Raw genomic sequence first — 25037 nt, forward strand, 5'->3', positions numbered from 1 at the left:
TTAATTTTCTTCTACAGTAATAATATCGTATTTTTTGAAATCATGTACTCCTGATTTTATATAGGCATTATCTATGTTTCTAATATTATCCACTTCTACAAATTCATTTTCTTCTGTTTTTATAAATAGTTTAAATCTGTTATCATTATGCTTTATAAAATCTTTTCCTATATACACTAAATCATCACCGTTTTTTATAGTGTTGTATACTGTAATTTTAGCATATTCCTCGCTGTCATCTGATATCATACCCATAAGTCTTCTGCCTTTTAAATATCCTTTTAGTGTAGGTTTTATATTATCTCTTCCGAAATAGAATCCTGTATCGCTTTCTCTTCTGCTTATAGTATCAAGCTCTTTCAAATAACTTGCTATAGGCTCTTTTTTTATAGCTTCAGGATATGAATCATAACCGATTCTGTCAAGTAAATCTAATAATATTCTATAAACTCTTACAGTATTAGCCACATAATATACGCTTTTCATTCTTCCTTCTATCTTTATAGAATCAATACCAGCTTTCTGAAGTAAATGAAGATATTCAGCCATTTGTAAATCTCTGCTGCTTAATATTGTAGTGTGATTTTCTCCTTCTTCAATTTCCATGAACTCTCCAGGTCTTGTTTTTTCTTCTATATATGTTTTGAAATTCCATCTGCAAACCTGAGAGCATTCTCCTCCGTTAGCATCTCTATTGTTTAAGAAATTTGATAATAAACATCTTCCTGAATAAGACATACATACAGCACCATGCACAAAACTTTCTAATTCTAAATCAGTATTCGCTCTAATCTCTTTTATTTCATCTAAAGAAAGTTCTCTAGCTAATATTATTCTGCTCGCTCCTAAACTTTCATACATTTTGCATGAATAACTATTTGTAACAGAAGCCTGAGTGCTTATATGAATAGTTGCTTCAGGTATTGTTTCTTTAACTATTCCAAGTACTCCTAAATCAGAAACTATGAATGCATCTATATTTAGATTCTGTATTTCTTTTAAATATGCTTTTAAATTATTTTTATCATATTCATGAAGAAATGCATTTAAAGTTAAATACATTTTTTTATTTAAGTTTTTAGCTAATTGAGCACATTCAGCAAGTTCATCTATAGTTGTATTTTTACTTTGATGTCTTAAATTAAATAATGCTCCGCCTATATATGCAGCATCAGCTCCGTAATGGTATGCTACTTCTAATTTTTCTTTATTTCCAGCAGGTGCTAAAAGTTCCATTTTTATATCCTATTAGTTTTTAATGCGGTTTATTTTATATCAAAATGAATAAAAAGTATATATTTAATTTTTTTTATTGTTATATAATTATTTACAAATATATAGTATAATATATATTGTAAATATAGGGGTAAATTATGAATGAAGAAGAATTAATACAATTAAAAGAAAAATTATTCAATGGTGAATATGCCGATATATTAAAGCCATTATCATCTGGTAATATCTTTTTAGCTAAATCGGTATTAGATTCATATGTAAAAGATTTTTCATCTAAACGTAAATTACAGGCCATAGGATTATTCGTTTCTAATAATTATAATTTTTATTATGAAGATGACGGAAGTGTTTTAAGAGTTATAAAAGAATTGATTAATAATAAAAATATAAGCAGTATAGATAATATAAATTTTGATTTGACTGTGAATAATGCTTTGTTATATGGAGATTTTGTGAGATTTATATATGCATTATATTTCGGAGGATTGAAAGAAGAACTTAATATTTTATTAAATAAGATGCATGAGTTTATATTGGTTATAACTAGCAATATTGTACTTAATTTTAAAAATGCAAATTTAGCTGATAAATTAAGTATATATATAACTTCTTCTATATACAGATATATATTTGATGTATTTAGTGATTTTTACGGTATATATGGAGATTTAAAAAATAAGGCAGATATTATGTATTATAAAAGCTATATAACCTGCAATGTAATGTCTGATTATAAAGGCTTGGTTGGACCTGATTTAATAAAAACAGCTTTATGCTTTGAAGATATACAAGATTTTGAAAAGGCTGAAAAGATATATGAATCTGTTATAATGGATTTTGAACATGTATTATCTGATATAATGTGCAATTTCGATAATTATAATATAAAAAATAAAGCCGAGGATTATGTAGCTTTAATTTCTCTATGGCAGGCTTGTAATGGTATAAACAGATTAGAAAATATTAATAAATACGATTCTAAAATAGAGTCTATAGAAGAAGCTATAAATAAACTCAATTCTATTTAGAAATTTTATGTTTTGTATATTTTGACAATTTATGTATTTTTTATTATAATATTTATTATGTGTGATTATAAAGATTTGAAATATTTTAATACATTAAATGATTATTTTGTTAGATATCTTTTTTCTGATAAAGGAAGTGAAATTATATTATTGGATTTTATTAATTCAATAATGATTGACTCAAATATGAAAACTTTCAGATCTTTAGAAATTTTAACACCATTTAATTATAAAGAAAGTTATCAAGATAAAGAAACTATTGTTGATGTAAAATGCATAACTCATAATGGTTCAGTTGTAATAATAGAGATACAATTACAGGGTAATTCAAGATTTCCAGAACGTATATTATATTATTGGGCTTCTAATTATAGCAAACTATTAAAACAGGGTGAAAAATATGATGTTCTCACTCCTGTAATAAGTATTAATTTACTCAATTTATATAATACTTATAGTATAATTAGTAATAAAATAAATTTATGGTGTAATGAAATGTATTCAGCCGCACCTATAGAAGACTATCTATAATATTTTGAAATACGGTGCGGGTCGGTGCTACAGCTAGTAGGGAGGTTATTATGTCTGAAATAGTAAAAGAAAAACCAATAATGGAAGAAGTACAGAAGAAATATAATAATTTTATAAAAGATAGACTAATGATGAATGAATATGATAAAAGACAGACATATTTATATGGTAATCAAATTATGTTAGAAGAAGAAAGAAAATTAGGGATAAAATAAGGTATAGAACAAGAAAAATATTCATTAGCAAAAAATATGAAAAATAAAAATATGGATATTGAACTTATAAGTGAACTTACAGGTTTGAGCATAGATGATATCAAATCATTATAATTGATTTTTTATACAAATGAAAAAATTAGAAGATGTTAATAATATACCAAAACCATCAATTGAAGAGGTTGAATCTTATTTAAAAAATGGCATAGTTTAGAGAATTATGATTATCAGGAAAAAGCTTTAAATAAATTGTTTTTTGAATTATGCCCTAATAATAAAGATATAAGTAGTATATTAATAAAGGCAGCTACTTTAAATGATTTTTATAGTACAAATATATTTAAGATTTTTGATGTTGCTAAACATATAGAAAGTTTAAATCATAATAAACCTTCTATAGATGAAAGATTAAATAAAGGAGATGTAAGTTTAGTAGATGATATAAAAAAGTAAAAATTATAAATAAAGATAATGAAGAAAAAGAAAGAAATTTTTATTCATTTGCCACTAAATATTGTTCTCATCATAAACCTGAATATTATCCAATATATGATAAATATGTTGATGTTATACTTAGATATTTTAGAAGAGAAGATAATTTTTATAAATTTAAAAATGATGATTTAAAAGAATATTGTAAATTTAAAAATATAATTACACAATTTATAAAAAATTATGAATTAGATAATTATACTTTTAAAGAAATAGATATGTATTTATGGCAATTAGGAAAAAAGTATTTTAGTGATAAATAGATAATTTTTAATGAAAGATTATTTTTACATTTTTGAATATTTTGGTATTATTTTATATATGATTTTGAATTTTTTATATGAAAAGGAGTTAATATGATAATAGGATTCATTGGTGCCGGTGCTATGGGGGGAGCTTTAATAGAAGGCTTTATAAAATCCGGAATAGAGTATACGAATATTGTAGCAAGCGTAAAAACTATGGAGAAAAAAGATTATCTTGAGAAGAATCTTGGAATAAAAGTTTATACTGATAATAGAAAAGCGGCTAGTGAGTCAGATGTTTTATTTTTGGCAGTTAAGCCTTATATGATTCCTGCTATTGCCGCAGAGATATCATCATCTATTAAAGTTGGTGCTACTATTATAAGCGTGGCAGCTTCCGTGTCAAAAAAGGATTTATCAAGATATTTCAGCGGAAGCAGAATAGTGAGAATAATGCCTAATACACCTGTTAAAACTTGCAATGGTTTTATATCAGTTGTAGAAACAGAAAATAAAGTTGTTGAGAATGGTGTTGTTGAATTGTTAAAGAGAGTAGGAATGGTTAAGGTAATCAAAGAAGAACAAATACATGCATATAATGCTATGGCTGGATGTTCTCCTGCATTTATGTATATATTAATAGAGGCTATGAGCGATGCCGGTGTTCTTATGGGAATAGACAGAAAAACATCTATAGAAATGGCAGCACAGGTTTTTAAAGGAACTGGTGCTATGGTATTGGAATCAGGTAAACATCCTGCACAATTAAAGGATGGCGTATGTACTCCCGGAGGACTTACTATAAAAGGAGTGGAAGTTTTGGAGGAAAAAGGACTTAGAAGCGGTATTATAGAAAGCGTTATTGCAAGCTATAATAAATCTATAGAAAGCGAAAAAAAGTAAAAATTGTAGTATAAAATACTGCTTTTTTATAATTATTTATTCGTAAAAGATAAGATTGTAATAATCAAAACAAAAAATTCTATTTGACTTTTTTGACTCAATTATTATAATATGAGTATAAGACACTTGGAGAACATTATGCCTAAGAAAACAATTTTAGTTTTAGATGATGAAAAAAGCATTAGAACTCTTTTTGAAGAAGAGTTTAAAGATGAAGGATATGATGTAGTATCCACAGATAGCGGTGAGGAAGCTTTGGAAATGCTTGATAAAGGTACTCCCCATATTGATTTAATAACATTAGACATAAAAATGCCTAAAATGGACGGTTTGGATTTTTTGGCTAAGGTTAGAGAAAAACATAGAGAATTGCCTATCATAATATGTACAGCATATAACAATTACAGACATGAATTTTCTGTTTGGAATGCTGACGGTTATATATTGAAATCAGGTAATCTTACAGAGATTAAAGATAAGATAAAAAGACTCATAGGTTAATATTTTTTATGCCCCATATCCGTAAAGACCCTGTAACAAAACAGTCCGTGATTATTTCATCTGAGAGAACAGGAAGACCTAGCGATTATGTAAATTTCACCGAAAGACAGGTTGCTAATTCTGAGCTCAGCTGTCCGTTTTGCAGAGGACATGAAATGAAAACTCCGGATCCTGTTTATACAGTTTACGCTGAACAGGAAGAAATTTGGCAGGTTAGAATCGTACCTAACAAATACCCTATAATATCTGAAACTCATGAAAATGAATTGCCTAAAGAGAATGAACTTTTTCATGCCACTAGTTCTAAGGGATTTCATGATGTTATTATAGAGCATCCTAATCATTACTTTAATTTTTATCATGCACAAACAGAAGATTTCTTCTATATTTTTAAAGCTGTTATGATGAGACTTAAAGATTTAGGAAAAAATGAAGATATGATGTATAGTCTGTATTTTAAGAATTTTGGACCGGAAGCAGGGGCAAGTCTTTATCATTCGCATTCACAAATAATAACAACTCCTTTTGTACCTATGCAAATGTTGGATGAAATTTATGGTTCTTTTGAATATTATGATGAGAATTATAGATGTGTATATTGCGATATCATAAAAGAAGAAAAGCGAATTAATGAAAGAATAATATGCGAGAATGAAAATTTTCTTGCTTTTTGTCCTTTTGCTTCTAGATCTCCTTATCAAATATATGTTATTCCTAAGAATCATTCAAGCAGTATTATACATACATCTTCTGTTAATATGTTAGACTTTGCTAGTATATTAAAAAATGTATTTGATAGGTTATATAAAGTTCTTGGGGAGATAAGCTTTAATAGCGTTCTTCATACTTTATTACCTGTACTTGATAAACTATATATGGATTCAAGCCATTGGTTTTTGGATATAATGCCTAAAATGAGTAAGCTAGCAGGCTATGAATTAGGAAGCGGGGTATATATTAATTCTATTAAACCTGAAGATGCAGCAGAGCAATTGAGAAATGCATTATAATAATACTATATAATCTCTTGTAATAACGGCATCATAATTTTTATAACCTAGTATTTTAAGTATATCATCAGAGTGATGTCCCATTATTTTTTGAACATCATCAGAATTATAATTGATAATGCCTCTTGCAAATTCTGTTCCATTTTCATCAGCAATACTTACTATATCACCTTTTTTAAATGTATTAATTACCTTTGTTATTCCTATAGGAAGAAGGCTTGATTCTTTTTCTAAAACAGCCTTTTTAGCTCCGGCATTAACCATTAATTTTCCTATTATAGTTGTGGCATAAGCAATCCATCTTTTTTTAGTTGAAAGCTCATCATCTTTTTCTACAGGATAAAATATTGTTTTTTCTTTTGTTTCAAAAATATCATTAAGAACATTCGGTCTTTTACCATTAGCTATGAATAATGCACATCCTGATCTTGTAACTATTTTAGCAGCCTGAAGTTTTGTTTTCATTCCGCCTCTTCCGCCTTTTGAAGCATCAAGACCTAAATTTTCTATTTCTTTTGTAACTTCAAATACTTCATGTATAAATTTAGCATTAGGATTAGTTTTAGGATTATCATCATAAAGCCCATTTATATCTGAAAGTATTATAAGTAAATCAGCATCCAATTCGCTTGCTACCAATGCAGAAAGTTTATCATTATCAGAAAAACTTATCTGAGTAACATCATATAATTGTTTAAGCTCATCGCTTGATACTGTATCATTTTCATTTATTATAGGTATAACTTTATATTTTAAAAGCATACTTAAAGTAGAATGCAAATTTAAATATCTTCTTCTATTTGAGAAATCCTCTTCTGTTAGAAGTATTTGGGCAGTAACTATATCAAATTTTGAAAATCCATCTTCATATATTGACATAAGCTGAGATTGCCCTATAGCAGCACAAGCCTGTTTTAAAGCTACTTCATCTAAATCTGTTACATTAATCTTTTTAGCACCTAATCCAACAGCTCCTGAAGTAACTATTAAAACTTCCTTTCCCATTCTGTGAAATTTTGCTATTGATTCTATAAATGAATATATTCTAGCTAAAGATATATATCCTTCATCATTTCTCAAAACATTAGTACCAAATTTGAATACTATTCTATTTATATTGTTTAAATCTATTTTTTTCATGCAAAGTATTATAAACGATATAATAAAAAAATAAAGATTTAATTTTTAATTATTTTAAAATAGTCTATTTATTTCCCCATACTCCGCCGAATTTGAAGCTCATACCTAAATAAAAGTCGTTATCTACCGTATAATGTCCATTTTTTTCATTATAAGAAATAACACCTACCTGATTTCTATTTTCTAATTCATAATATTGATAATTATTTTTGTATACAGGGTCATAAGTAAATGTATCAGAAATCATTATTTTAAAATCATCAGTTATATTAAATGTTATTTTTAAAAAAGCCCTGTATTTTAGCTGATAAATATCTTCAGCATCAGAATATATATTATTATCATGAATACCAAAATGAGCAGTTATATCAAATTTCCATAATCTTCTCGCTTCAAAAAATATGAATCCGCTCATACCATAATATGGGTTTTCTCCATTAAAAGTTTGTACAGAAAAATCCGTATAATATCCGCCATTATAATGATGCTGATTTGTATTATCTTCACCAGGAGAATATTCATTATATCTTCTTATTCCATGTCTAAACCAAAATCCCTCCAAACCAACAGTGAATCTTCCATCTCTTCCGTTTCTAAAATAGAAAAATGCATTAACGCTATCTCCCCATTCTTTTATTGGTATAGATCCTATTTCTGTAACAACTCCTGCGACTCCTGTATTAATATAATCATTACTGTATGCCACTTTAGCCATTAAACCTTTAGATGAATTAGCATCAAGTCCTTCTTCTCCATTAACCATGCCTACACCTATAAATACTCCAAAGAAATTGGCTTCTATCATTATACCAGTATCATATCTTGGTATAAATTGGCTGTCATATCCTATAGGCATATCTCTTGGTCCTGAAAGTACTGTAGCTTTATTACTGCTTACAGTATGATAATAAAATAATGTAGGAAAATATGATGTCATAGGTATATTTTTTGTATATGGTTCTAAAACTCCTGCTCTTATACCCACATATTTAAAGTTTACAAATATATTCATTTTAGAGAAATCAAATACAGGAGGGGACATATCTTTATAAAATCTTGCTTTATGTGATAATGGTTCATAGAATCTCGCATTGAATGCAGCTTCTATTGAGGCATATTTATATTCTTTTATGTAATGTAAATCTCCATATAATAAAACGCCTAATGTGTCTTCATTTCCTGTCTGTTCTATCAAATCACTCATTCTTCCATAGGCTACCATTTCTAAAGATGCAGATAATTGTCCGTATCTTTTTATATTGTTAGTATTTGTAGTTTGTGAATATGCTTTATTATTTATATTAATTAACATAATACAAAAAATAAAGAAATAAAAAAACTTAATTTTACCAATTAAGTTTTTGTAGTGTTTTTTATTATACTGATCCATAAAAAATCTCCTTTGTAAATATTATATATATTATTTTATATGGGATAATATATCAAGTATCAGATTATGAAAATTATTATATTAATTGTTGTATATTTTTAAATATATACTATAATTTATAGAAATATAATATTGTTGAGGGTATTTTTATGAAAAAAATATTTGTTTCGGTTAGTTTGTTTTTATTCAGTTTTATATTATATTCACAAGATGCTACAAATTCTGAAAATTTGCAAAATGATGTACTTACCAACTCCAACAATGAATTTTTTGATTATATAGAAAAAGGGGATGTTATAAAAGTAAGAGAATTATTAGGACAAGGAACAGATGCTAATATAACTAATTCGGAAGGCTGGTCAGCATTGCATGTGGCAGTAAAATCTAATAATGCCGCTATAGTAAAAGAATTATTATCTCAAAAATGGATTAATATGAATCCTGTACTTCCTGTTGATACAATATTAATGGAAGGTGATAATAAATGGTATGCTGATGGTCAAACACCTCTTTTACTTGCTTCGTATTATGGATATGCAGATATAGTAAATATGCTTTTAAGTTATGGTGCTGATGTACTTGCCAAAGATAGTATAGATGATGCTATGGCTGTGCATATTGCTTCAGCAAGAGGAAATGCTAATGTTGTTTCTGTGATATTAGATTCTTCTGCTGCAAGAAGTTCAGGTATAGATATAGTTAATGTAGGAGATAATACAGGAACTACTCCTTTAATGTGGGCTTCTATGAATAATCAGGTAACAGTTATAGCAGCATTGCTTAAATTTAAAGCAGATGTTAATTTCCAAGACGATGATGGTTGGACAGCTTTGCATTTTGCAGCAGCTTCTGATAGCTATAGAGCGGTAGAGATACTTTTGAAAAATAATGCAGATGCTAATATAGCTGATATAGAAGGAAAAAAACCTGTAGATATTACTACTGATACTGATATAAAAGAATTACTTAATAAATATACTTCTACTACTGAAACTGAAAATAATACAACAGAAAAATAACAATAAATATTATTAATATATAGTTTAATAATAATTTTAATTTATGGAAGCTAAAAAATTACAGAGATTTAGTGAATACAGCATGTCTACATATTTGCTTTGTCCTAGAAAGTATAGATATACTTATATAGAAAAGCCTTTTAAAAAGCAAAAGAGAAGTGTTAATGTTTACTTTATTTTTGGTAATGCTATACATTTGGCTTGTAAAGAATTTTATGAGCAGAGAGCAGAGGAAAGAAGTTTAGAGAATCTATATAATATTTTTAGAAATGTATGGAAAAGAAGCGGTATAAGGGCCTTTTTTAATAGTAGGGAAGAAGAAAAAGAACTTGGTGAAAGAGGTCTTTATATGCTTTCAAATTTTTTTAATTCATTCGGACAGAAAGTACCTTACAAGATAGAAAGCTATATGGAAAATAGAGTTAGAGATTATATTTTATTTGGAAGAATAGACAGAATAGATTTATCTGCTGACGGGACATTACAGATTGTAGATTATAAAACCACAAAGTATTATGATGTTGGTGAAGATAATGAGGAGAGAGATAGAAAAACCATACAGTTAAAATTATATGCTTGTATATTGGATGGGCTTAAATGTAAGGTTACAAGCGGTTCTTATTATCATTTTGAAGATGATAAATTAGATACTATAGAATTTACTCCTGAATCGATTAATTATTTAAGAGAATGGTTTGATGAAATAGTTGATGATATAAGGTATGACAGAGCTTTTGATAAAAAGGTTGGAAGGCATTGTGAGTTTTGTGATTTTTTCAAATTATGTCAGGGTAAAGAAGATAATATTGAAAATTTAGTTCTTCCTTCAGATGAATTATTTATGGCCAATATAGAAAATTCTAATAATAATTGATTGTATTGCATTTACCTTCATAATTTCACAAATTGACAATTATAAATATTTTTATTATATTAACTATGTATTATGTAAAATATAGGTAAAATTTTATGAGCACTCATCATAATAAAGAAGATTCTAAAGAAAGTATAATAAAGAAAAAGAAAAATAAATTTAGAATAAGATATTTAACATTAGAAGATTTAGATGATTTTAATAATTTATTAAGATATGCATTTCAAGTGAGCAATAATGAACTTATAAATCTTGGTTATGAGATAGATGAAATAAAACAGGCTAAATCTGCTGTATTAAGTAAGGCTAAAGTTTTAGGCTGGTTTGACGGTGAAAAGTTAGCTTCTCAAATAGCTGTTTATCCTATGAGAATGAATATACATGGCGTTATATATAAAATGGCTGGTATTACTGGTGTTGCTACTTATCCTGAATATTCTAATCTTGGACTTATGAATGATTTGATGATAAAGAGTATTGAGAACATGAAAAAGGAAGGTCAGACTATATCTGTACTATATCCTTATTCAATACCATTCTATAGAAGAAAAGGCTGGGAAATTATTTCTGATAAAATGAGTTTTGAAATAAAAGACACTCAGCTTCCAAAAACTATAACTAATAAGGGCAGGGTAGAGAGAGTTGCTTCCGACAATGAGGATTTAATAGAGCTTTATAATAAATTTTCACATATAAGGCATGGTGCTTTAATCAGGGGCGATTTAGAATGGGAAGAGTATTGGAGATGGGATGTAGATGATACTATAGTTGCCATATATTATAATGAAAAAGAGGAGGCTAAAGGTTTTTTAGTTTATGTGATAGAAAATGATATTTTTCATATAAAAGAAATTGTTTATCTTAATTTTGAGGCTAGACTTGGGCTTTGGAATTATATATCGGCACATTTCTCTATGGTGGATAAAGTTCATGGTTATAATTATACCAATGAACCTATTGCATTTTTACTTGAAGACAGCGAAATAAAAGAAACTATAAGACCTTATATAATGGCAAGGATTACAGATGTTAAAGGATTCATCAATGATTATCCATTTTTAAGAAAGCCTAAAAATAAAAAAATAAATTTAATAATAAAAGATAATATGGCTAAATGGAATAATGGAAGTTTTTTAATTTATTGGGACGAGAATAAAAATACAGTTTGTAAAAGACTCAATAAAGAATATAAAAGAAACGGTAAAGACAGATATATCATAAGAATGAATATTCAGACTCTTACAACAATGCTTATGAGTTATAAATCTCCTTCTTATCTGTATAGAATCGGAAGAATAGAATCAAGCATAAAAGGAATAAATTTATTAGAATCTATTATCCCTAAAGAGCAGGTTTATTTTTCTGATTATTTTTGATTTAGATTTTTGTATACAAATGAATTTATTTTGACAAACTTTATGATTTTCAGTATAATATATTTATGAAAAGAAATTTAAATGCTGTAAAAACTTTTAATCCTTTAAACGATTATTTTATACGATATCTTTTCACAGATAAGGGAAGCAGTGAGTCTATACTTTTGGACTTTATCAATTCTATAATGATTAATGCTAATATGAAGACTTTCCGCTCTGTTGAAATACTTACCCCTTCGCCGAAGGCGGGCAGTCGCCTTAATTTAAAGAAAAATAAAAATTTAAAAGAAACTATTGTTGATGTAAAGTGTATTACACAAAACGGATCAGTAGTTATTATAGAAATACAATTACAAGGTAATTCAAGATTTCCAGAGAGAATACTTTATTATTGGGCAGCTAATTACAGTAAGCTATTAAAGCATGGTGAAAGATATGATGAATTAACTCCTGTAATAAGTATTAATTTACTCAATTTAGATAATACTTATAGTATAATTAGTAATAAAATAAATTTATGGTGTAATGAAATGTATTCAGCCGCACCTATAGAAGACTATCTATAATATTTTGAAATACGGTGCGGGTCGGTGCTACAGCTAGTAGGGAGGAAATTATGTCTGAAATAGTAGAAGAAAAACCTATAATGGAAGAAGTACAAAAGAAATATAATAATTTTGTAAAAAGTAAATTGATGATGATGGAATATGAGAAGAAAGAAGCATATCTATACGGTAATCAAATAATGCTTGATGAAGAAAGAAGATTAGGAAAAGAAGAAGGTATAAAAGAGGGTATTGAACGAGGTATTGAACAGGGTATTGAACAAGGAGAAAAAAATAAAGCCATATCTATAGCTAAAAGTCTTAAAAAATCAGGTTTAGATAAGAAATTTATAAGTGAAAATACAGGATTAACTATAGAGGAAATAGAGAAACTTTAATATAAATTTTATGAAAGTAAAAATTATAGATACTGCTTATGGCGGATATGGAATTGCTAAAGATGAAAATGGAAAGGTTATATTTGTAGCCCATAGTGTTGAAGGCGATATATTGGATATTACTATAACTAAAGAAAGTAAAAAATTTTCTTATGCCTCTATAAATAAAATAATAGAATCTTCCAAGTTTAGAATAAAACCAAAATGCAAGTATGCTGGTATTTGCGGTGGATGTTTATTTAATCATATAGAATATAATAAACAATTAGATATAAAAAAGAATGTTGTTTTAAATGCTATTAGAAATATTGACTTTAATAAAGATATAAAAATAATTTGCGGAAATAATGTTCATTACAGACTTAGAGTTAATATGATAGCTGATAATGGTAGAATTGGTTTTTATAGATTTAAAAGCAATGAGTTTGTAAATATTGATGAATGTATTATTTTAAAAGGAAGTTTATTTGAAAAGATAAAGAATTTTGCCTCCAAAAACAATATTACAGGAAGTATTTATTTAATAGAAAATAACAATGACGAAGCTCTTGCATTTATTGAACTTAATAAAAAAATAAATATAAAATGTTTTGAAAAATATTTTAAAGGGATAACGGTAAAGCATAATAAAAATATTAAAAGCTATGGAACTGATACTATACTTTATAAAACTAAATACGGTAATATACCAATAGGGCATAAAACATTTTTTCAAAGTAATTTATATCTTCTTGATGATTTTCAGCATAATGTCATTAAATATTTGAATGATAATGATAGTACTATAGTTGAGCTTTATGCAGGAAGCGGATTTTTTACATCGGCTTTAGAAAATAGAATAAAAAGTTTTAATAATAATTGTAAATTCATTGCTTCAGAAATAAATAAAGATTCTGTACTGATAGCAAATAAATATGATTTAAAAATAAAAAATGAAGATGCTTTTATAACATTAAAAAATATTGATTATTATATTGATGCCTTAATATTAGACCCGCCTAGAGAAGGAATTGATAAAAAAGTAATAGATGAAATAATAAGAATCAAACCGAAAAAAATCATATATGTTTCATGCGATCCTATGACTTTTGCACGTGATGTTAATTTATTGAAAGATCATTATAATTTGTCGGATTTAAATATTATAGATATGTTTGCTGATACTTATCATATAGAACTTATTTCTTTTTTAGAGTATAAAAATTAATATCTTTTTATTAACTTTGTTTTAATTCTTGTTATTAATATGTTACATGATATAATTAATTTACTAAATATAAAATTGGAATAAATCAATAATGATAAATAAAAAACTCATAGAAAGAAATAATTTAGACGCTGTATTAAACAAATATAGAGAAGAAAATAAAAAAATAGTATTTACAAACGGCTGTTTTGATATACTTCATCGCGGACATGTGGAATATTTACAGAAGGCTAGAGAACTTGGCGATCTGCTTATTCTAGGGCTTAATAGCGACGATTCAGTAAAGCGTTTAAAAGGTAATGACAGACCTATTAATAATGAAATTGACAGAGCTATCGTGCTTGCTGCTTTGGAATGTATTACTTATATATCTATATTTGATGAGGATACACCTCTTGAATTAATAAAAATAGTAAAGCCTGATGTTTTAGTAAAGGGCGGAGATTATAAAATAGAAAATGTTGTGGGAAGAGAATATTCAAAAGAAACAGTACTCATTGACTTTGTTGATGGATATTCTACTACTAATATTATAAAAAAAATTAATAGTTAATAATATAAATTAATAAAAATCGGAGGATTTAATATGATTATAGTAACTGGAGGAGCCGGATTTATAGGTTCTAATATAGTAAGAGGATTAAATAATTTAGGAATTGATGATATATTAATAGTTGATAATTTGAAAAACGCTTCTAAACATAAGAATTTAAATAGAATTAAATTTAAAGACTATATTGATAAAGAAGATTTTACTTTAGATTATTTAACTTCATTTGTAAATAATAATAAAGTTGAGGCAATATTTCATCAGGGTGCTTGTTCTGATACTATGGAAACAGACGGTAAATATATGATGAAAAATAATTATGAATATACAAAAAATGTTCTTCATGTTTGTTTAGATAAGAAAATAAGATTCTTATATGCTTCAAGTGCCTCTGTATACGGAAATGGTGAAAATGGTTTTGAAGAAGATGAAAAAAATGAATATCCTTTGAATGTTTATGCTTTTTCAAAATATCAATTTGACAGATATTTAAATAAATTATTCAAAGAAAATAAAGTAAATAGTCAGGTTGTAGGACTTAGATATTTTAATGTTTACGGCCCTCAGGAGAATCATAAAGGAAGAATGGCTTCTGTTGCTTTTCATTTGTTTAATCAGATAAAAGCAGGCGAGAGAATGAAAATATTTGAAGGAAGTGAGAATTTTTTAAGAGATTTTATACATATAGATGATGTTGTTTCTGTTAATAATTTCTTTTTTGAAAATGAAAATAAATCTGGTATATTTAATTGCGGTACAGGAAATGCTGAAAGTTTTGTTGAAATTGCTAAGGCATTGAAAGAAGTTTATAAATCAGCTGAAATAGAATATATAGCATTCCCAGATGCTTTGAAAGGTAAATATCAAAAATACACACAGGCTGATTTAAAGAAATTGAGAGCTATTGGTTATGATAAGCCTTTTATGAATGTTAACACTGGTGTAAAAAAATATGCTGAAGTTTTGGAAAAAAGCTGCGGTTATTTAATGTAAAAAATAGTATAAAATGTTTTACGATTATGCTTGATAATGATTTTATATTATATATAAACTTTTTCAGGATTTTATTATGAAAAAAATTATTTTAATTACATTTAGTATTTTATTTTTAGCATTGCCTTTATTCTCTCAAGATCCCGAGCAGTCAGCAAAACTTCTTGAGTTAATAAATGAGGAGAGGCAAAAAGCAGGACTTGAGGCATATCAAACAAATGAAGATTTGCAAAATGCAGCAGCTATCAGGGCAGAAGAGATATCTAAAGTTTTCGAATCTAAAAGACCTGACGGAAGAGAAATGCATACCGTATATTCAGAAAACGGAATAAGAGTAGCATATTACGGAGAATCTATAAGAAGCGGATATGAAACAGCAAGCGGTATTTTCAAAGCTATGATTAAAGATCCTAGCGATTCGTCTTCTATATTAGATATGGATTATACTCATATTGGCATTGGAATATATAAAAATTCTAAAAATACATATTGGGCTATTCTTTATTGTTCATTAGCTGAATAAATAATAATATTATTATTAAAATAAATTAAAACGGAGTAAACTCTTATGAAAAAAATTATTTTTATTTCTTGTATTATATTATCAATGATTTTTATATCTTGTGAAGATGATAAAGTTGAAAAAAGTATAGACAAAGTTACTGATAAGATAGAAAATTCAATAGATAAAGCAGGAGACAAAATAGAAAAAGCTGGAGAAAAGGCTGAAAAAGCTTTAGATGAAGCGGGAGATAAAATAGAAGAGATTATTGAATAATTTTTATTTAATTTCTTAAAAAATAATAAAGGCTTGGGTTTTTAATTAAACTCAAGCCTTTTATTCTATTTTTTAATAAATGTTAAATATTCTGTATTTTCAAATTTTACTGTAATTAATGAATAGTCAATTTGATTTGTATATGATATATCTTTAATTATTTGTTGAATATAATCAGAAATAGTATTGTAATCTTTGTAATTTATATTTAATCTTTTGGTTTCCATTGTAATTGTACTATTTTCAAATTTTAATGTAGATCTTGTAGATATATTATAATGTCTCAAAGTTTCTGCCACCAAAATACTTTCTGCATCACTAGTAGTCATTTGACCTGAAGATAATGAATTATTTTCTAAAGAGCCTTCATTTAATAGATATTCATTTTCAGATAATTTTATTAATTTATCATTATATTTTTGTTCTAGGTTAGTATTACCATTTTGCATTCTTTTTATAATTACATATCCGTCAGATTTTATTTCAATTCCAGTATTATTTTGATTACCATCCATATAATATATACCAGCATAATCATTTGGTATATATCCGCTTACTTCTTTTAAGGTAGCATTTACATTAACACTATTAACTTGCCCGGATAATGATAAACTTCCGCCGTTTAAATTAAGTGAAACATCTACAGTATTCATATCAGAAGTACTTTGAGCAAACATTATTGATTTTGCAGTTGCTGATGATGAAGTATCATATTTTATAGTAGGCATTTGACCTTTTATTGTATATTGTGAGTCGGATATTTTAGTAACCATTTCTTTTTTTATTGTTAATAAAACATTGTCCATATTCATATAAATACTTCCGTCTTCATTAATAAATAATGCAGAAGCATTTCCAAATGTTCCAAATTTAAAATTACCTGTAAAAGATCGTGAATGATTATTATTATTTGTTGTTGTAGGAGCTGTAGTTTTATTTCCGCATCCTATAATAAATAAAGATAATAACATCATTGATGTAATTAAAAGTTTTTTCATATTTTTCTCCTTAAAAAATATATTTATTAAATTTTTATTAATTAAAATTTTTGCAACGATAAAAGAAATGCTGTATTTTATTAATTGTGTATTTTTGATTGATAAATTATTATTAGAAATTATAAATTTATTTGGAGCTTGGAGCTTGGAGCTTGGAGCTTGGAGCTTGGAGCTTGGAGCTTATTATACTTTATAAAAATTAAATTATTCATATAGTAATTATATATTTATATTATTTAATGTCAATATATAAACAAAAAGGCTTAAGTTTTTAATTAAACTCAAGCCTTTTATTATTTTTATAATAAGAAATTTTATTATTTATTTTCTTGATTTTTCTTATATTCTATAGCCTCATGTACTATAGGAATTAAAGTATCAAAATCCAATGGTTTTTCTATGAGTCTGAATACTCCCTCTGCAATAATTTCTTTTACCATTTCAGTATTACCATAAGCTGTAATTATTATAATAGGTATAGAGCTTTTTCTCTTTTTCATTTCTCTTATAAGAGCAAGTCCAGTCATAGAAGGCATAAGCAAATCTGTGATTATAACATCAACAGGATTATGTTCTAATATAGTTATTGCTGATTTACCATTTTCTGCTGTAACAATTTCAAAATCATGAGGTTCAAAAGTATATTTTATAAGATCCCTAATAGGTTCTTCATCATCTACAGCAAGTATTAAAGGTTTACCATTAATCATATTCTACCCCAATTATTATTAAATATATTTAGATAATCTGTAAAGAACATTCTTTTTGCCTAGAAGTTCGCAAATATGTGATAATTCGCTTCCGGCAGCACTTCCTGTCAATACATATCTTATTGGGTGATACAGATTAGGACCTTTTAACCCTGTTTCTTTCTGTGCTTTTTTGATTAATGCTTTCATATATTCATCAGTAATTTCATCAGTATTTTCTATATCATTTTTGATGAATTGAAGAACTTTTTTGCTTTCTTCTTTGTTTACCATTTCTTTCATCTCATCAGTAAGCTCAAAATCATTTTCAAAGAATACAGGAACATATTTTACAATGTCGGATAAAACAACACAGTTATGTCTTATAACAGAAACAAGTTTTTTAGCCCAAGCATGTTCTTCTTCTGTATAATTTTCTTTTAAGAAGCCGCCATTAACTAAATATGGTATAAATAACTCTGTAATTTCATCTAAATTTGTATTTTTTATATGCCAAGCATTCAAGTGTCTTAATTTAGCAGTATCAAAAATAGCAGGGCTTTTAGAGAAACGGTCTAATTTGAAGGCTTTAATCATATCATCATCAACCATAGTCTCCATAGCTTCTGGGTGAGTCCAGCCTAGTAAAGCTAAAAAGTTTCTCATAGCTTGAGGAAGAAATCCTTCGTCCTTGTATTCCATTAATGTAGCAGCACCATGTCTTTTTGATAATTTCTTTCTGTCATTACCAAGTATTGAAGAAGTATGTGCAAATCTAGGAGGTTTTTCTCCTAATGCCTCATAAATAAGTATTTGTTTAGGAGTATTTGATATATGATCTTCACCTCTTATGACATGTGAAATTTTCATAAGCATATCATCTATAACAACGGCATAATTGTAAGTAGGGAATCCATTTTCTCTTACTATTATGATATCTCCTATTTCATTGCTATTAGTTTTTACTATTCCTCTAACAAAATCATCGAAAGTTACTATTTGATTTTTTGGAACTCTGAATCTTATTTTAGCAGGCTCTCCGTTTGCTACTCTTCTTTTAGCCTCTTCTAAAGGTATATCTTTACATTTGCCGTCATAAATAATAGGCTGATTAAGAGTTCTCTGCATATTAGATTTTTTTTCCAATTCTTCGGAAGTACAAAAACAATAATATGCTTTTCCTTCTTCCATAAGTTTTTCAGTATATTTTTTATATATATCTAGTCTTTCAGACTGAAAATACGGACCATAATCTCCGCCAACTTCAGGACCTTCATCCCAATCTATACCAAGCCATTTTAATGATTTTATAGCCATATCAACAGCTTCTTTAGTACTTCTTTCCTGATCTGTATCTTCTATTCTTAGAATTAATTTTCCTTTTATAGCTTTGGCATATAACCAATTGAATAATGCAGTTCTAGCGTTTCCTATATGTAAAAAACCTGTTGGAGATGGAGCGAAACGAACTCTGATTTCCGACATAATTTACTCCTTGATTTTTAAACTTGACCTATTATACATTAAAATAAATAAATATCAATTAATATAACAGTTTTATGCAAAAATAAATTTTTAAGCAAATTTAATGATTTTTTGTAGTATATGTGTTGTATGTGAATAATTTTGTATTTTAATTACTAATATATTAATATTTTTAATATAAAACTTGAAATATTTTTATTAATATAATATAATAAGTTGCAATTCTATATTTGGTGTATTATGAGCAATATTGTTGTTATTACAGCCCCTTCGGCAGCCGGCAAAACTACTTTAATAAAAAAGTATATGGCTAATCATTCTAATGCAGTTTTTAGTGTTTCTTATACCACTAGACCTAAAAGAGCAAATGAAGTAGACGGTCAGGATTATTATTTTATAGACAAAGAAAAATTTGAACAAATGATAAATGATGGAGATTTCATAGAATGGGCGTCAGTTCATGATAATTATTATGGAACTTCATTCAAAGAATTAGAAAAAGCTGATGATGAAGATAAAATATTGATACTTGATATAGATATTCAAGGTGCATTATATATAAAAAGCAAAGGAATAGATGCTAATTATATATTCATAACTCCTCCTTCTATGGAAATTCTTAAAAAAAGGCTTGAAGATAGAGGAACTGAAACTGAAGAAAGCATAAAACTCAGAATTTGGGATGCTAAAAGAGAATTAGAATATAAAGATAAATTCGATATCATTATAGAAAATGATGATGTTGAAGAAGCTTATAAAAAATTAGAAGAAGCAATCAATTCAAAATTATAAATAAATTTAAAATTATATATGGAGTTTAATATATGGGTATAATACCGTTAGAGAAACTTATAGAATATAAAGGAAACCGCTATGAACTTAGCAAAGCTATGATAGAATTAGCTAAAAACGGCGGTACACTTCTTAAAGGTGAAACTAAATACAGAGGCGGAAAATATATACCTACTGTTATGAAAAACATACTTGACGGAAAAATTAAGTATGAATATGAAGAAGGTGTAGATATGACTGTAGATGAAGAAGCACCTTTTAAGCATTCTGAAGTTGCTTATGACGAAGGTGAATACGCTTCAGAAGATGATTCTTCAGAAGAAGAAAATGATACTGAATATGCAGTTGCTGATACAGACGATGCTGATGATGATTTTGATGATGACTATTCAGAAGATGAAGAGAAATCAAAAAAGAAGAAAAAATCTTCAAAGAAAAAAGATGAATAATAAATAGTGAAAAATATTGTATTTATATCAGGAGCAACAGCTTCAGGTAAAAGCAGTTTTGCTCATAAATTAATAGATAACTATTTCAATAATGCCGCCATAATATCTATAGACTCTATACAGGTTTATAGATATATGGATATAGGCTCTGCCAAACCTTCCCTAGAAGAAATAAAAAAATATAATTACAAAATGGTTGATATATTAGAACCTTCTGTCAATTTTAATATAAAAGAATATCTTGATATATTTAAAAATGTAATAAATAGTATAGATAATGTGCCTATATTCGGTGTAGGAGGTACAGGTTTTTATATTGATGCTATAAAATATGGTATTTTTGATGAGGAAAATGACGATCAGGAATCTTCTCAAAAAATCAGAAAAGAACTTTATGAAAGAATAGATAAATATGGACTTGAAAGTTTATATTCAGAGCTTTTAAATATTGATAAAGAAGCAGCGGAAAATATAGATAGATTCAATGCAAGAAGAGTTGTAAGAGCTTTGGAAGTTTATTATAATACAGGAAAAAAAATCTCAGAATTAAAAAAGTTAAGAAAACCTGTAGTTGATTTGGATTATTTAAGCTATGTTATTGATATAGATAGAGAAACTCTTTATGACAATATTAATAAAAGAGTTGACATAATGTTTGAAAGAGGCTTGCTTGACGAGGTGAAAAAAATTATTGATATGGGAATAGATAATAGCTACACATCAATGCAGGCTATAGGTTATAAAGAGATTTATGATTATTTAATAAATGAATCCATGAGTTTAGAAGATACTATTGAATTAATAAAAAAAAGAACTAGGAATTTTGCCAAAAGACAATTAACTTGGTTTAGACGTGAAGAGCATAGAAGAATAAATGAAAATGATTTGGAAAAAGTTGCTGAAGAAATAAAAGCCTTTTATAATATTGATTAAATATTTAATAAAATCTAAAATTTATAATCTGAAATATGAAAATATTTTTTTGAATAAATTTTCTTTTGGGTTTAGTCTTTTTAAATTTCTTTTTGCAAATATAAATGACGGATCCAATTCTAATGATTTAGAATAAGCCTTTTTAGCTTCTTCTTTTCTTCCAATTTGTTCTAAAGCATAGCCATAATCATTCCACATCATAGCATTAGTAACACTCAAATGTATAAATTTTTCATAATAATTGACAGCTTCTTCATATTTCTTTTCTCTTAAATACGCTTCAGCTAAAAAATTTTGTAATGGAGGAATTTGAGAACTTTCTATATCATAATTATTTATCAATTCTTCTAATTCTTTTATAGCTTTATCATTAAAACCGAGCATTAAATTACTTATTGCTGATGGATATAAAAATAAAATGTCATTGATATTTTGAAATTTGTCTTTTATATTAAAAATATTTTCTTTGATGTAAATGATATCATTATAACGCTGTAAATAAAAAAGTTTATCAACTGTAACCGCACATAATTTTAGGAAATTATTAGAATCATTATTATTAAAATTTTTAAATATATTTTTAATTTCTTTTAAAGCTTTATTGCAAATGGCATTATTATTATTTGAATTTTCTATTTCTTTTATTAATTTTTCTATGTTTTTATTTAGATTATCCATAATTTTTTATATTAATATTATTATTTTTTATTTAAAAACATTTATTTTAATATTTAGTAATAATATTTTTTAATTAAATGAATTTTATTTTTTATAATTTATTATGTTTATTAATATATACTGAAAATCAAGGTTTTTAATATGAATTATGATAAAGCTAAAGAAGTTGTTGAATTATTAATACAAAGAGGATTAAAAGTAACATCAGCAGAATCATGCACAGGCGGATTATTTGCAGCACATATAACATCGGTTTCAGGTTCATCAGAATGTTTTGAAGGCTCTTTTGTAACATATTCCAACGAAATTAAACATAGAATGATAAATGTAAGAGAGGAAACATTAGAAAAATATGGTGCTGTTAGTGAAGAATGTGTTTTAGAGATGGCGGAAAATAGCCGAAAAATTATGAAAAGTGATATAGCAATAGCAATAAGCGGAATAGCAGGCCCTTCCGGAGGAACTGATGATAAACCTGTGGGCTTGGTATGGATATGTTTGGCGGCAGAAGGTTATATTAAGGCTTATAAGAATATATTTTCAGGAGATAGACAAGAGGTAAGAGAGCAAAGTGTAATGTTTTCTTTGAATTTAATTGAAAATTTCATAAAAAAATGTTAGTCTATAATAACATTGATATCAAATAAGGCAATTTAACAAAAAAAGATAAAAAGTCCATTATAAATTCAAAAAATATTATGTTTACTTGTTGACAAAAATAATTATGTAAACTAATATTCATAAAAAAGAAAAATAGTTATGTAAACCTTGAATAAACATAATTTTTTTATAAAGTAAACATAACTATATCCGATAAATTCTAAAGATAACTTTTATTAGGTGGTTTCTAATGCAGGACTTTATAAATAAATTAACAAGTCAAATAAAAAATATTTTTGCTAAGACAACAACATTGCAAAAAGCCGTATTAATAGGTATTTTAGTAATCGGTCTTGGGGCAATAATAGCAACAATAATGCTTACATCAAGAAGAACAGGAACATTATTGTTTCAGCAGGCATTGACTCAGGAAGATGCTAGAAATGTTATAGCAGTATTGGATGCTAATAACATAAGATATCAATACAGAAACGGATTTATCACACTTAATAGCGAGGCTGATAAAGCTAAAGCAGAATTAGAATTGGTAAAAGAGGGCAGAATGCCTACAGGAGTTGATGGTTGGGAATTATTTGATGCTCCTCGTATTGGTATAACAGATGTTGAACTTGATATTAATAAAAGAAGATCTTTAACTAAAGCTATAACTCAGCTTTTAACAAAATTAGATTTCGTTCAGGAAGCTACAGTAGATTTAGCATTTCCTAAGAAAGAATATTTAACAGATATAGATTCACCTGTTACAGCATCAGTAGTTATTAAAGCACAGCCTTTCAAAGAAGAAGTATTAAGAGATCCAAAAACAGTAAGAGGCTTGCAGCAGTTAATAGCTATGGGCGTTGATAAATTAAAACCTGAATTTGTAACAATTACAGATAGTACAGGATATGTATTAACTGATTTTACAGATGAAGCTGCTAATTTAAAATTAAAAGTAGCTCAGGAAGAGTTGAAAATAGTTGATAGAGAAAGAAAGAAAATTGAAAATAAAATAAGACAAACATTGGGAAGAATATACACTAACAGAGTAGAAACAACAATAGCATTAGAACTTATTTGGGATGATGTTAGTATAACAAATAATTTAGTTCTTCCTATAATATTAAAAGAAGATGATCCAGCAACACCTTATGATGACAGCCAATTTACTAATAAGGTTCAGGTATCTACTCGTACAGTTACAGAAGATTGGAAAGGACAGCAGTTTATACCTCAAGGTGCTGCAGGTGCTGAAGAAAATGTACCTCCAGGATATAAAGATAAAAGCGACAGATGGCAGACATATACAAAAACTGATTCACAGGATAACTATGAATTAAGCAAAAGATATGAAGCTATTAAAAAGGGAAGTTATCAAATAGGAAAGATATCTGCTGCAGTTGCTTTGGATGGAAGATGGACTAAATCTTATGACCAAAACGGAGACCCTATAATAACTAATGGAAGTTCTTATGTAAGAGAGTATCACCCTGTAACAGCAGAAGAAATAAGAAATGTTACTTCTTTAGTACAAGCTGCTATAGGTTATGATTTGAAAAGAGGCGACCAAGTAAGTGTAACACATATTCAGTTTGACCATTGGGATAGATTCAATGCTGAAGATGCTAAACTTATGAGAGATAGATTTATAAGAAAAACATTGATAATAACAATGATTTCTTTATTAATATTATTCGTATTAGCATTAGGAATAAGAGCTATACAGAAAGAGCTTGCTAGAAGACGCAGACTTAGAGAAGAAGAGCTTGAACGCAAACAGATGGAAATGCGCAGACAGGCTATGATGAATGCTAATGAAGAACCTATAAGCGAAATGAGTTTAGAGGATGCAGCACGTAAGAAACTTATGGATGAAGTTATAAGAGTAAGTCATGAAAGACCTGATGATGTTGCTCAGTTGTTGCGTACTTGGATGGCTGATGATAAAAGCTAATTAAAGTTAATTAATGTAAATAATAAAA

26 protein-coding genes and 3 pseudogenes are annotated in these 25037 nt (G+C 27.2%); 22 read left to right on the forward strand and 7 right to left on the reverse strand.

Annotation, left to right across the window (positions count from 1 at the left end; genetic code table 11):
* Window positions 1-1236, reverse strand: coding sequence for a peptidase U32 family protein (locus Q0K19_RS00985; protein ID WP_297244785.1), 1236 nt, complete (start codon window positions 1234-1236; stop codon window positions 1-3).
* A 137-nt stretch (window positions 1237-1373) separates the two neighbouring features.
* On the opposite strand from Q0K19_RS00985, the gene Q0K19_RS00990 reads away from it, so the two are divergent.
* The 7 genes and pseudogenes from Q0K19_RS00990 to Q0K19_RS01020 all read left to right on the forward strand — a co-directional run bounded on the left by Q0K19_RS00990 (window position 1374) and on the right by Q0K19_RS01020 (window position 6161).
* Window positions 1374-2264, forward strand: a complete 891-nt coding sequence (locus Q0K19_RS00990; protein ID WP_297244786.1) for a hypothetical protein — start codon at window positions 1374-1376, stop codon at window positions 2262-2264.
* A 57-nt stretch (window positions 2265-2321) separates the two neighbouring features.
* Window positions 2322-2705 (forward strand): annotated as a pseudogene (locus Q0K19_RS00995) (Rpn family recombination-promoting nuclease/putative transposase); the annotation flags it as partial.
* Window positions 2706-2830: 125 nt separating this feature from the next.
* Window positions 2831-3124, forward strand: a pseudogene (locus Q0K19_RS01000) (hypothetical protein); the annotation flags it as partial.
* 135 nt (window positions 3125-3259) lie between these two features.
* The gene (locus Q0K19_RS01005; RefSeq protein WP_297244787.1) at window positions 3260-3463 is read left to right on the forward strand and encodes a hypothetical protein; all 204 of its coding nucleotides are present in this window, start codon (window positions 3260-3262) and stop codon (window positions 3461-3463) included.
* Between the two features lie 395 nt (window positions 3464-3858).
* Window positions 3859-4650 carry a pyrroline-5-carboxylate reductase gene (gene proC, locus Q0K19_RS01010; protein ID WP_297244788.1) on the forward strand — a complete coding sequence of 264 codons (792 nt, stop codon included), beginning with the start codon at window positions 3859-3861 and terminating at the stop codon, window positions 4648-4650.
* Window positions 4651-4788: 138 nt separating this feature from the next.
* A complete protein-coding gene (locus Q0K19_RS01015; protein WP_012670232.1) occupies window positions 4789-5151 on the forward strand; it encodes a response regulator in 363 nt (120 codons plus the stop codon).
* 8 nt (window positions 5152-5159) lie between these two features.
* The gene (locus tag Q0K19_RS01020; protein ID WP_297244789.1) at window positions 5160-6161 is read left to right on the forward strand and encodes a DUF4931 domain-containing protein; all 1002 of its coding nucleotides are present in this window, start codon (window positions 5160-5162) and stop codon (window positions 6159-6161) included.
* On the opposite strand, the gene proB is transcribed toward Q0K19_RS01020, so the two are convergent.
* Window positions 6156-7301: a glutamate 5-kinase gene (gene proB / locus Q0K19_RS01025; protein WP_297244790.1), complete on the reverse strand. Its 1146-nt coding sequence runs from the start codon at window positions 7299-7301 to the stop codon at window positions 6156-6158. The genes Q0K19_RS01020 and proB overlap by 6 nt on opposite strands.
* Window positions 7302-7365: 64 nt before the next feature.
* The gene (locus tag Q0K19_RS01030; RefSeq protein WP_297244908.1) at window positions 7366-8613 is read right to left on the reverse strand and encodes a hypothetical protein; all 1248 of its coding nucleotides are present in this window, start codon (window positions 8611-8613) and stop codon (window positions 7366-7368) included.
* A 227-nt stretch (window positions 8614-8840) separates the two neighbouring features.
* Here Q0K19_RS01030 and Q0K19_RS01035 point away from each other — a divergent pair, with 227 nt between their 5' ends.
* The 9 genes and pseudogenes from Q0K19_RS01035 to Q0K19_RS01075 all read left to right on the forward strand — a co-directional run bounded on the left by Q0K19_RS01035 (window position 8841) and on the right by Q0K19_RS01075 (window position 16431).
* A complete protein-coding gene (locus Q0K19_RS01035; protein WP_297244791.1) occupies window positions 8841-9710 on the forward strand; it encodes an ankyrin repeat domain-containing protein in 870 nt (289 codons plus the stop codon).
* Between the two features lie 43 nt (window positions 9711-9753).
* Window positions 9754-10584, forward strand: a complete 831-nt coding sequence (locus Q0K19_RS01040) for a PD-(D/E)XK nuclease family protein (RefSeq protein WP_297244792.1) — start codon at window positions 9754-9756, stop codon at window positions 10582-10584.
* Between the two features lie 95 nt (window positions 10585-10679).
* Window positions 10680-11960 carry a GNAT family N-acetyltransferase gene (gene eis / locus Q0K19_RS01045; RefSeq protein ID WP_297244793.1) on the forward strand — a complete coding sequence of 427 codons (1281 nt, stop codon included), beginning with the start codon at window positions 10680-10682 and terminating at the stop codon, window positions 11958-11960.
* 65 nt (window positions 11961-12025) lie between these two features.
* Window positions 12026-12903 (forward strand): annotated as a pseudogene (locus Q0K19_RS01050) (Rpn family recombination-promoting nuclease/putative transposase).
* A gap of 10 nt (window positions 12904-12913) precedes the next feature.
* Window positions 12914-14110 carry a class I SAM-dependent RNA methyltransferase gene (locus tag Q0K19_RS01055; RefSeq protein WP_297244794.1) on the forward strand — a complete coding sequence of 399 codons (1197 nt, stop codon included), beginning with the start codon at window positions 12914-12916 and terminating at the stop codon, window positions 14108-14110.
* A 91-nt stretch (window positions 14111-14201) separates the two neighbouring features.
* Complete coding sequence (gene rfaE2 / locus Q0K19_RS01060) at window positions 14202-14663, forward strand: D-glycero-beta-D-manno-heptose 1-phosphate adenylyltransferase (RefSeq protein WP_297244795.1); 462 nt, start codon at window positions 14202-14204, stop codon at window positions 14661-14663.
* A gap of 33 nt (window positions 14664-14696) precedes the next feature.
* A complete protein-coding gene (gene rfaD / locus Q0K19_RS01065; protein WP_297244796.1) occupies window positions 14697-15653 on the forward strand; it encodes an ADP-glyceromanno-heptose 6-epimerase in 957 nt (318 codons plus the stop codon).
* A gap of 76 nt (window positions 15654-15729) precedes the next feature.
* On the forward strand, window positions 15730-16176 hold the full coding sequence (locus tag Q0K19_RS01070) for a CAP domain-containing protein (RefSeq protein WP_297244797.1): 447 nt from the start codon (window positions 15730-15732) through the stop codon (window positions 16174-16176).
* A 45-nt stretch (window positions 16177-16221) separates the two neighbouring features.
* Window positions 16222-16431 carry a hypothetical protein gene (locus Q0K19_RS01075; protein ID WP_297244798.1) on the forward strand — a complete coding sequence of 70 codons (210 nt, stop codon included), beginning with the start codon at window positions 16222-16224 and terminating at the stop codon, window positions 16429-16431.
* Between the two features lie 65 nt (window positions 16432-16496).
* Here Q0K19_RS01075 and Q0K19_RS01080 read toward each other — a convergent pair whose 3' ends face one another.
* Complete coding sequence (locus Q0K19_RS01080; RefSeq protein WP_297244799.1) at window positions 16497-17429, reverse strand: hypothetical protein; 933 nt, start codon at window positions 17427-17429, stop codon at window positions 16497-16499.
* A gap of 67 nt (window positions 17430-17496) precedes the next feature.
* On the opposite strand from Q0K19_RS01080, the gene Q0K19_RS01085 reads away from it, so the two are divergent.
* On the forward strand, window positions 17497-17625 hold the full coding sequence (locus Q0K19_RS01085; protein WP_297244800.1) for a hypothetical protein: 129 nt from the start codon (window positions 17497-17499) through the stop codon (window positions 17623-17625).
* Window positions 17626-17746: 121 nt separating this feature from the next.
* Here the strand turns inward: Q0K19_RS01085 and Q0K19_RS01090 are convergent, their stop codons facing one another.
* Both Q0K19_RS01090 and gltX read right to left on the reverse strand, forming a co-directional pair.
* A complete protein-coding gene (locus tag Q0K19_RS01090; RefSeq protein WP_297244801.1) occupies window positions 17747-18139 on the reverse strand; it encodes a response regulator in 393 nt (130 codons plus the stop codon).
* Window positions 18140-18157: 18 nt separating this feature from the next.
* The gene (gene gltX / locus Q0K19_RS01095) at window positions 18158-19603 is read right to left on the reverse strand and encodes a glutamate--tRNA ligase (RefSeq protein ID WP_297244802.1); all 1446 of its coding nucleotides are present in this window, start codon (window positions 19601-19603) and stop codon (window positions 18158-18160) included.
* Between the two features lie 240 nt (window positions 19604-19843).
* Here gltX and gmk point away from each other — a divergent pair, with 240 nt between their 5' ends.
* From gmk to miaA, 3 genes are read left to right on the forward strand one after another with little or no spacing between them, the layout of a single operon-like run.
* Complete coding sequence (gmk, locus tag Q0K19_RS01100) at window positions 19844-20395, forward strand: guanylate kinase (protein ID WP_297244803.1); 552 nt, start codon at window positions 19844-19846, stop codon at window positions 20393-20395.
* Window positions 20396-20427: 32 nt separating this feature from the next.
* Window positions 20428-20844, forward strand: coding sequence for a hypothetical protein (locus Q0K19_RS01105; protein ID WP_297244804.1), 417 nt, complete (start codon window positions 20428-20430; stop codon window positions 20842-20844).
* A gap of 6 nt (window positions 20845-20850) precedes the next feature.
* Window positions 20851-21777, forward strand: a complete 927-nt coding sequence (gene miaA / locus Q0K19_RS01110; protein ID WP_297244805.1) for a tRNA (adenosine(37)-N6)-dimethylallyltransferase MiaA — start codon at window positions 20851-20853, stop codon at window positions 21775-21777.
* A gap of 21 nt (window positions 21778-21798) precedes the next feature.
* Here the strand turns inward: miaA and Q0K19_RS01115 are convergent, their stop codons facing one another.
* Window positions 21799-22455, reverse strand: a complete 657-nt coding sequence (locus Q0K19_RS01115) for a tetratricopeptide repeat protein (RefSeq protein ID WP_297244806.1) — start codon at window positions 22453-22455, stop codon at window positions 21799-21801.
* Window positions 22456-22596: 141 nt separating this feature from the next.
* Here Q0K19_RS01115 and Q0K19_RS01120 point away from each other — a divergent pair, with 141 nt between their 5' ends.
* Together Q0K19_RS01120 and fliF are read left to right on the forward strand one after the other, a co-directional pair.
* Window positions 22597-23076: a CinA family protein gene (locus tag Q0K19_RS01120; RefSeq protein WP_297244807.1), complete on the forward strand. Its 480-nt coding sequence runs from the start codon at window positions 22597-22599 to the stop codon at window positions 23074-23076.
* 229 nt (window positions 23077-23305) lie between these two features.
* Complete coding sequence (gene fliF / locus Q0K19_RS01125; protein ID WP_297244808.1) at window positions 23306-25009, forward strand: flagellar basal-body MS-ring/collar protein FliF; 1704 nt, start codon at window positions 23306-23308, stop codon at window positions 25007-25009.
* Window positions 25010-25037: the final 28 nt, after the last annotated feature.

Source organism: uncultured Brachyspira sp. (genome assembly GCF_944393015.1).
Taxonomy (GTDB): Bacteria; Spirochaetota; Brachyspiria; order Brachyspirales; family Brachyspiraceae; genus Brachyspira.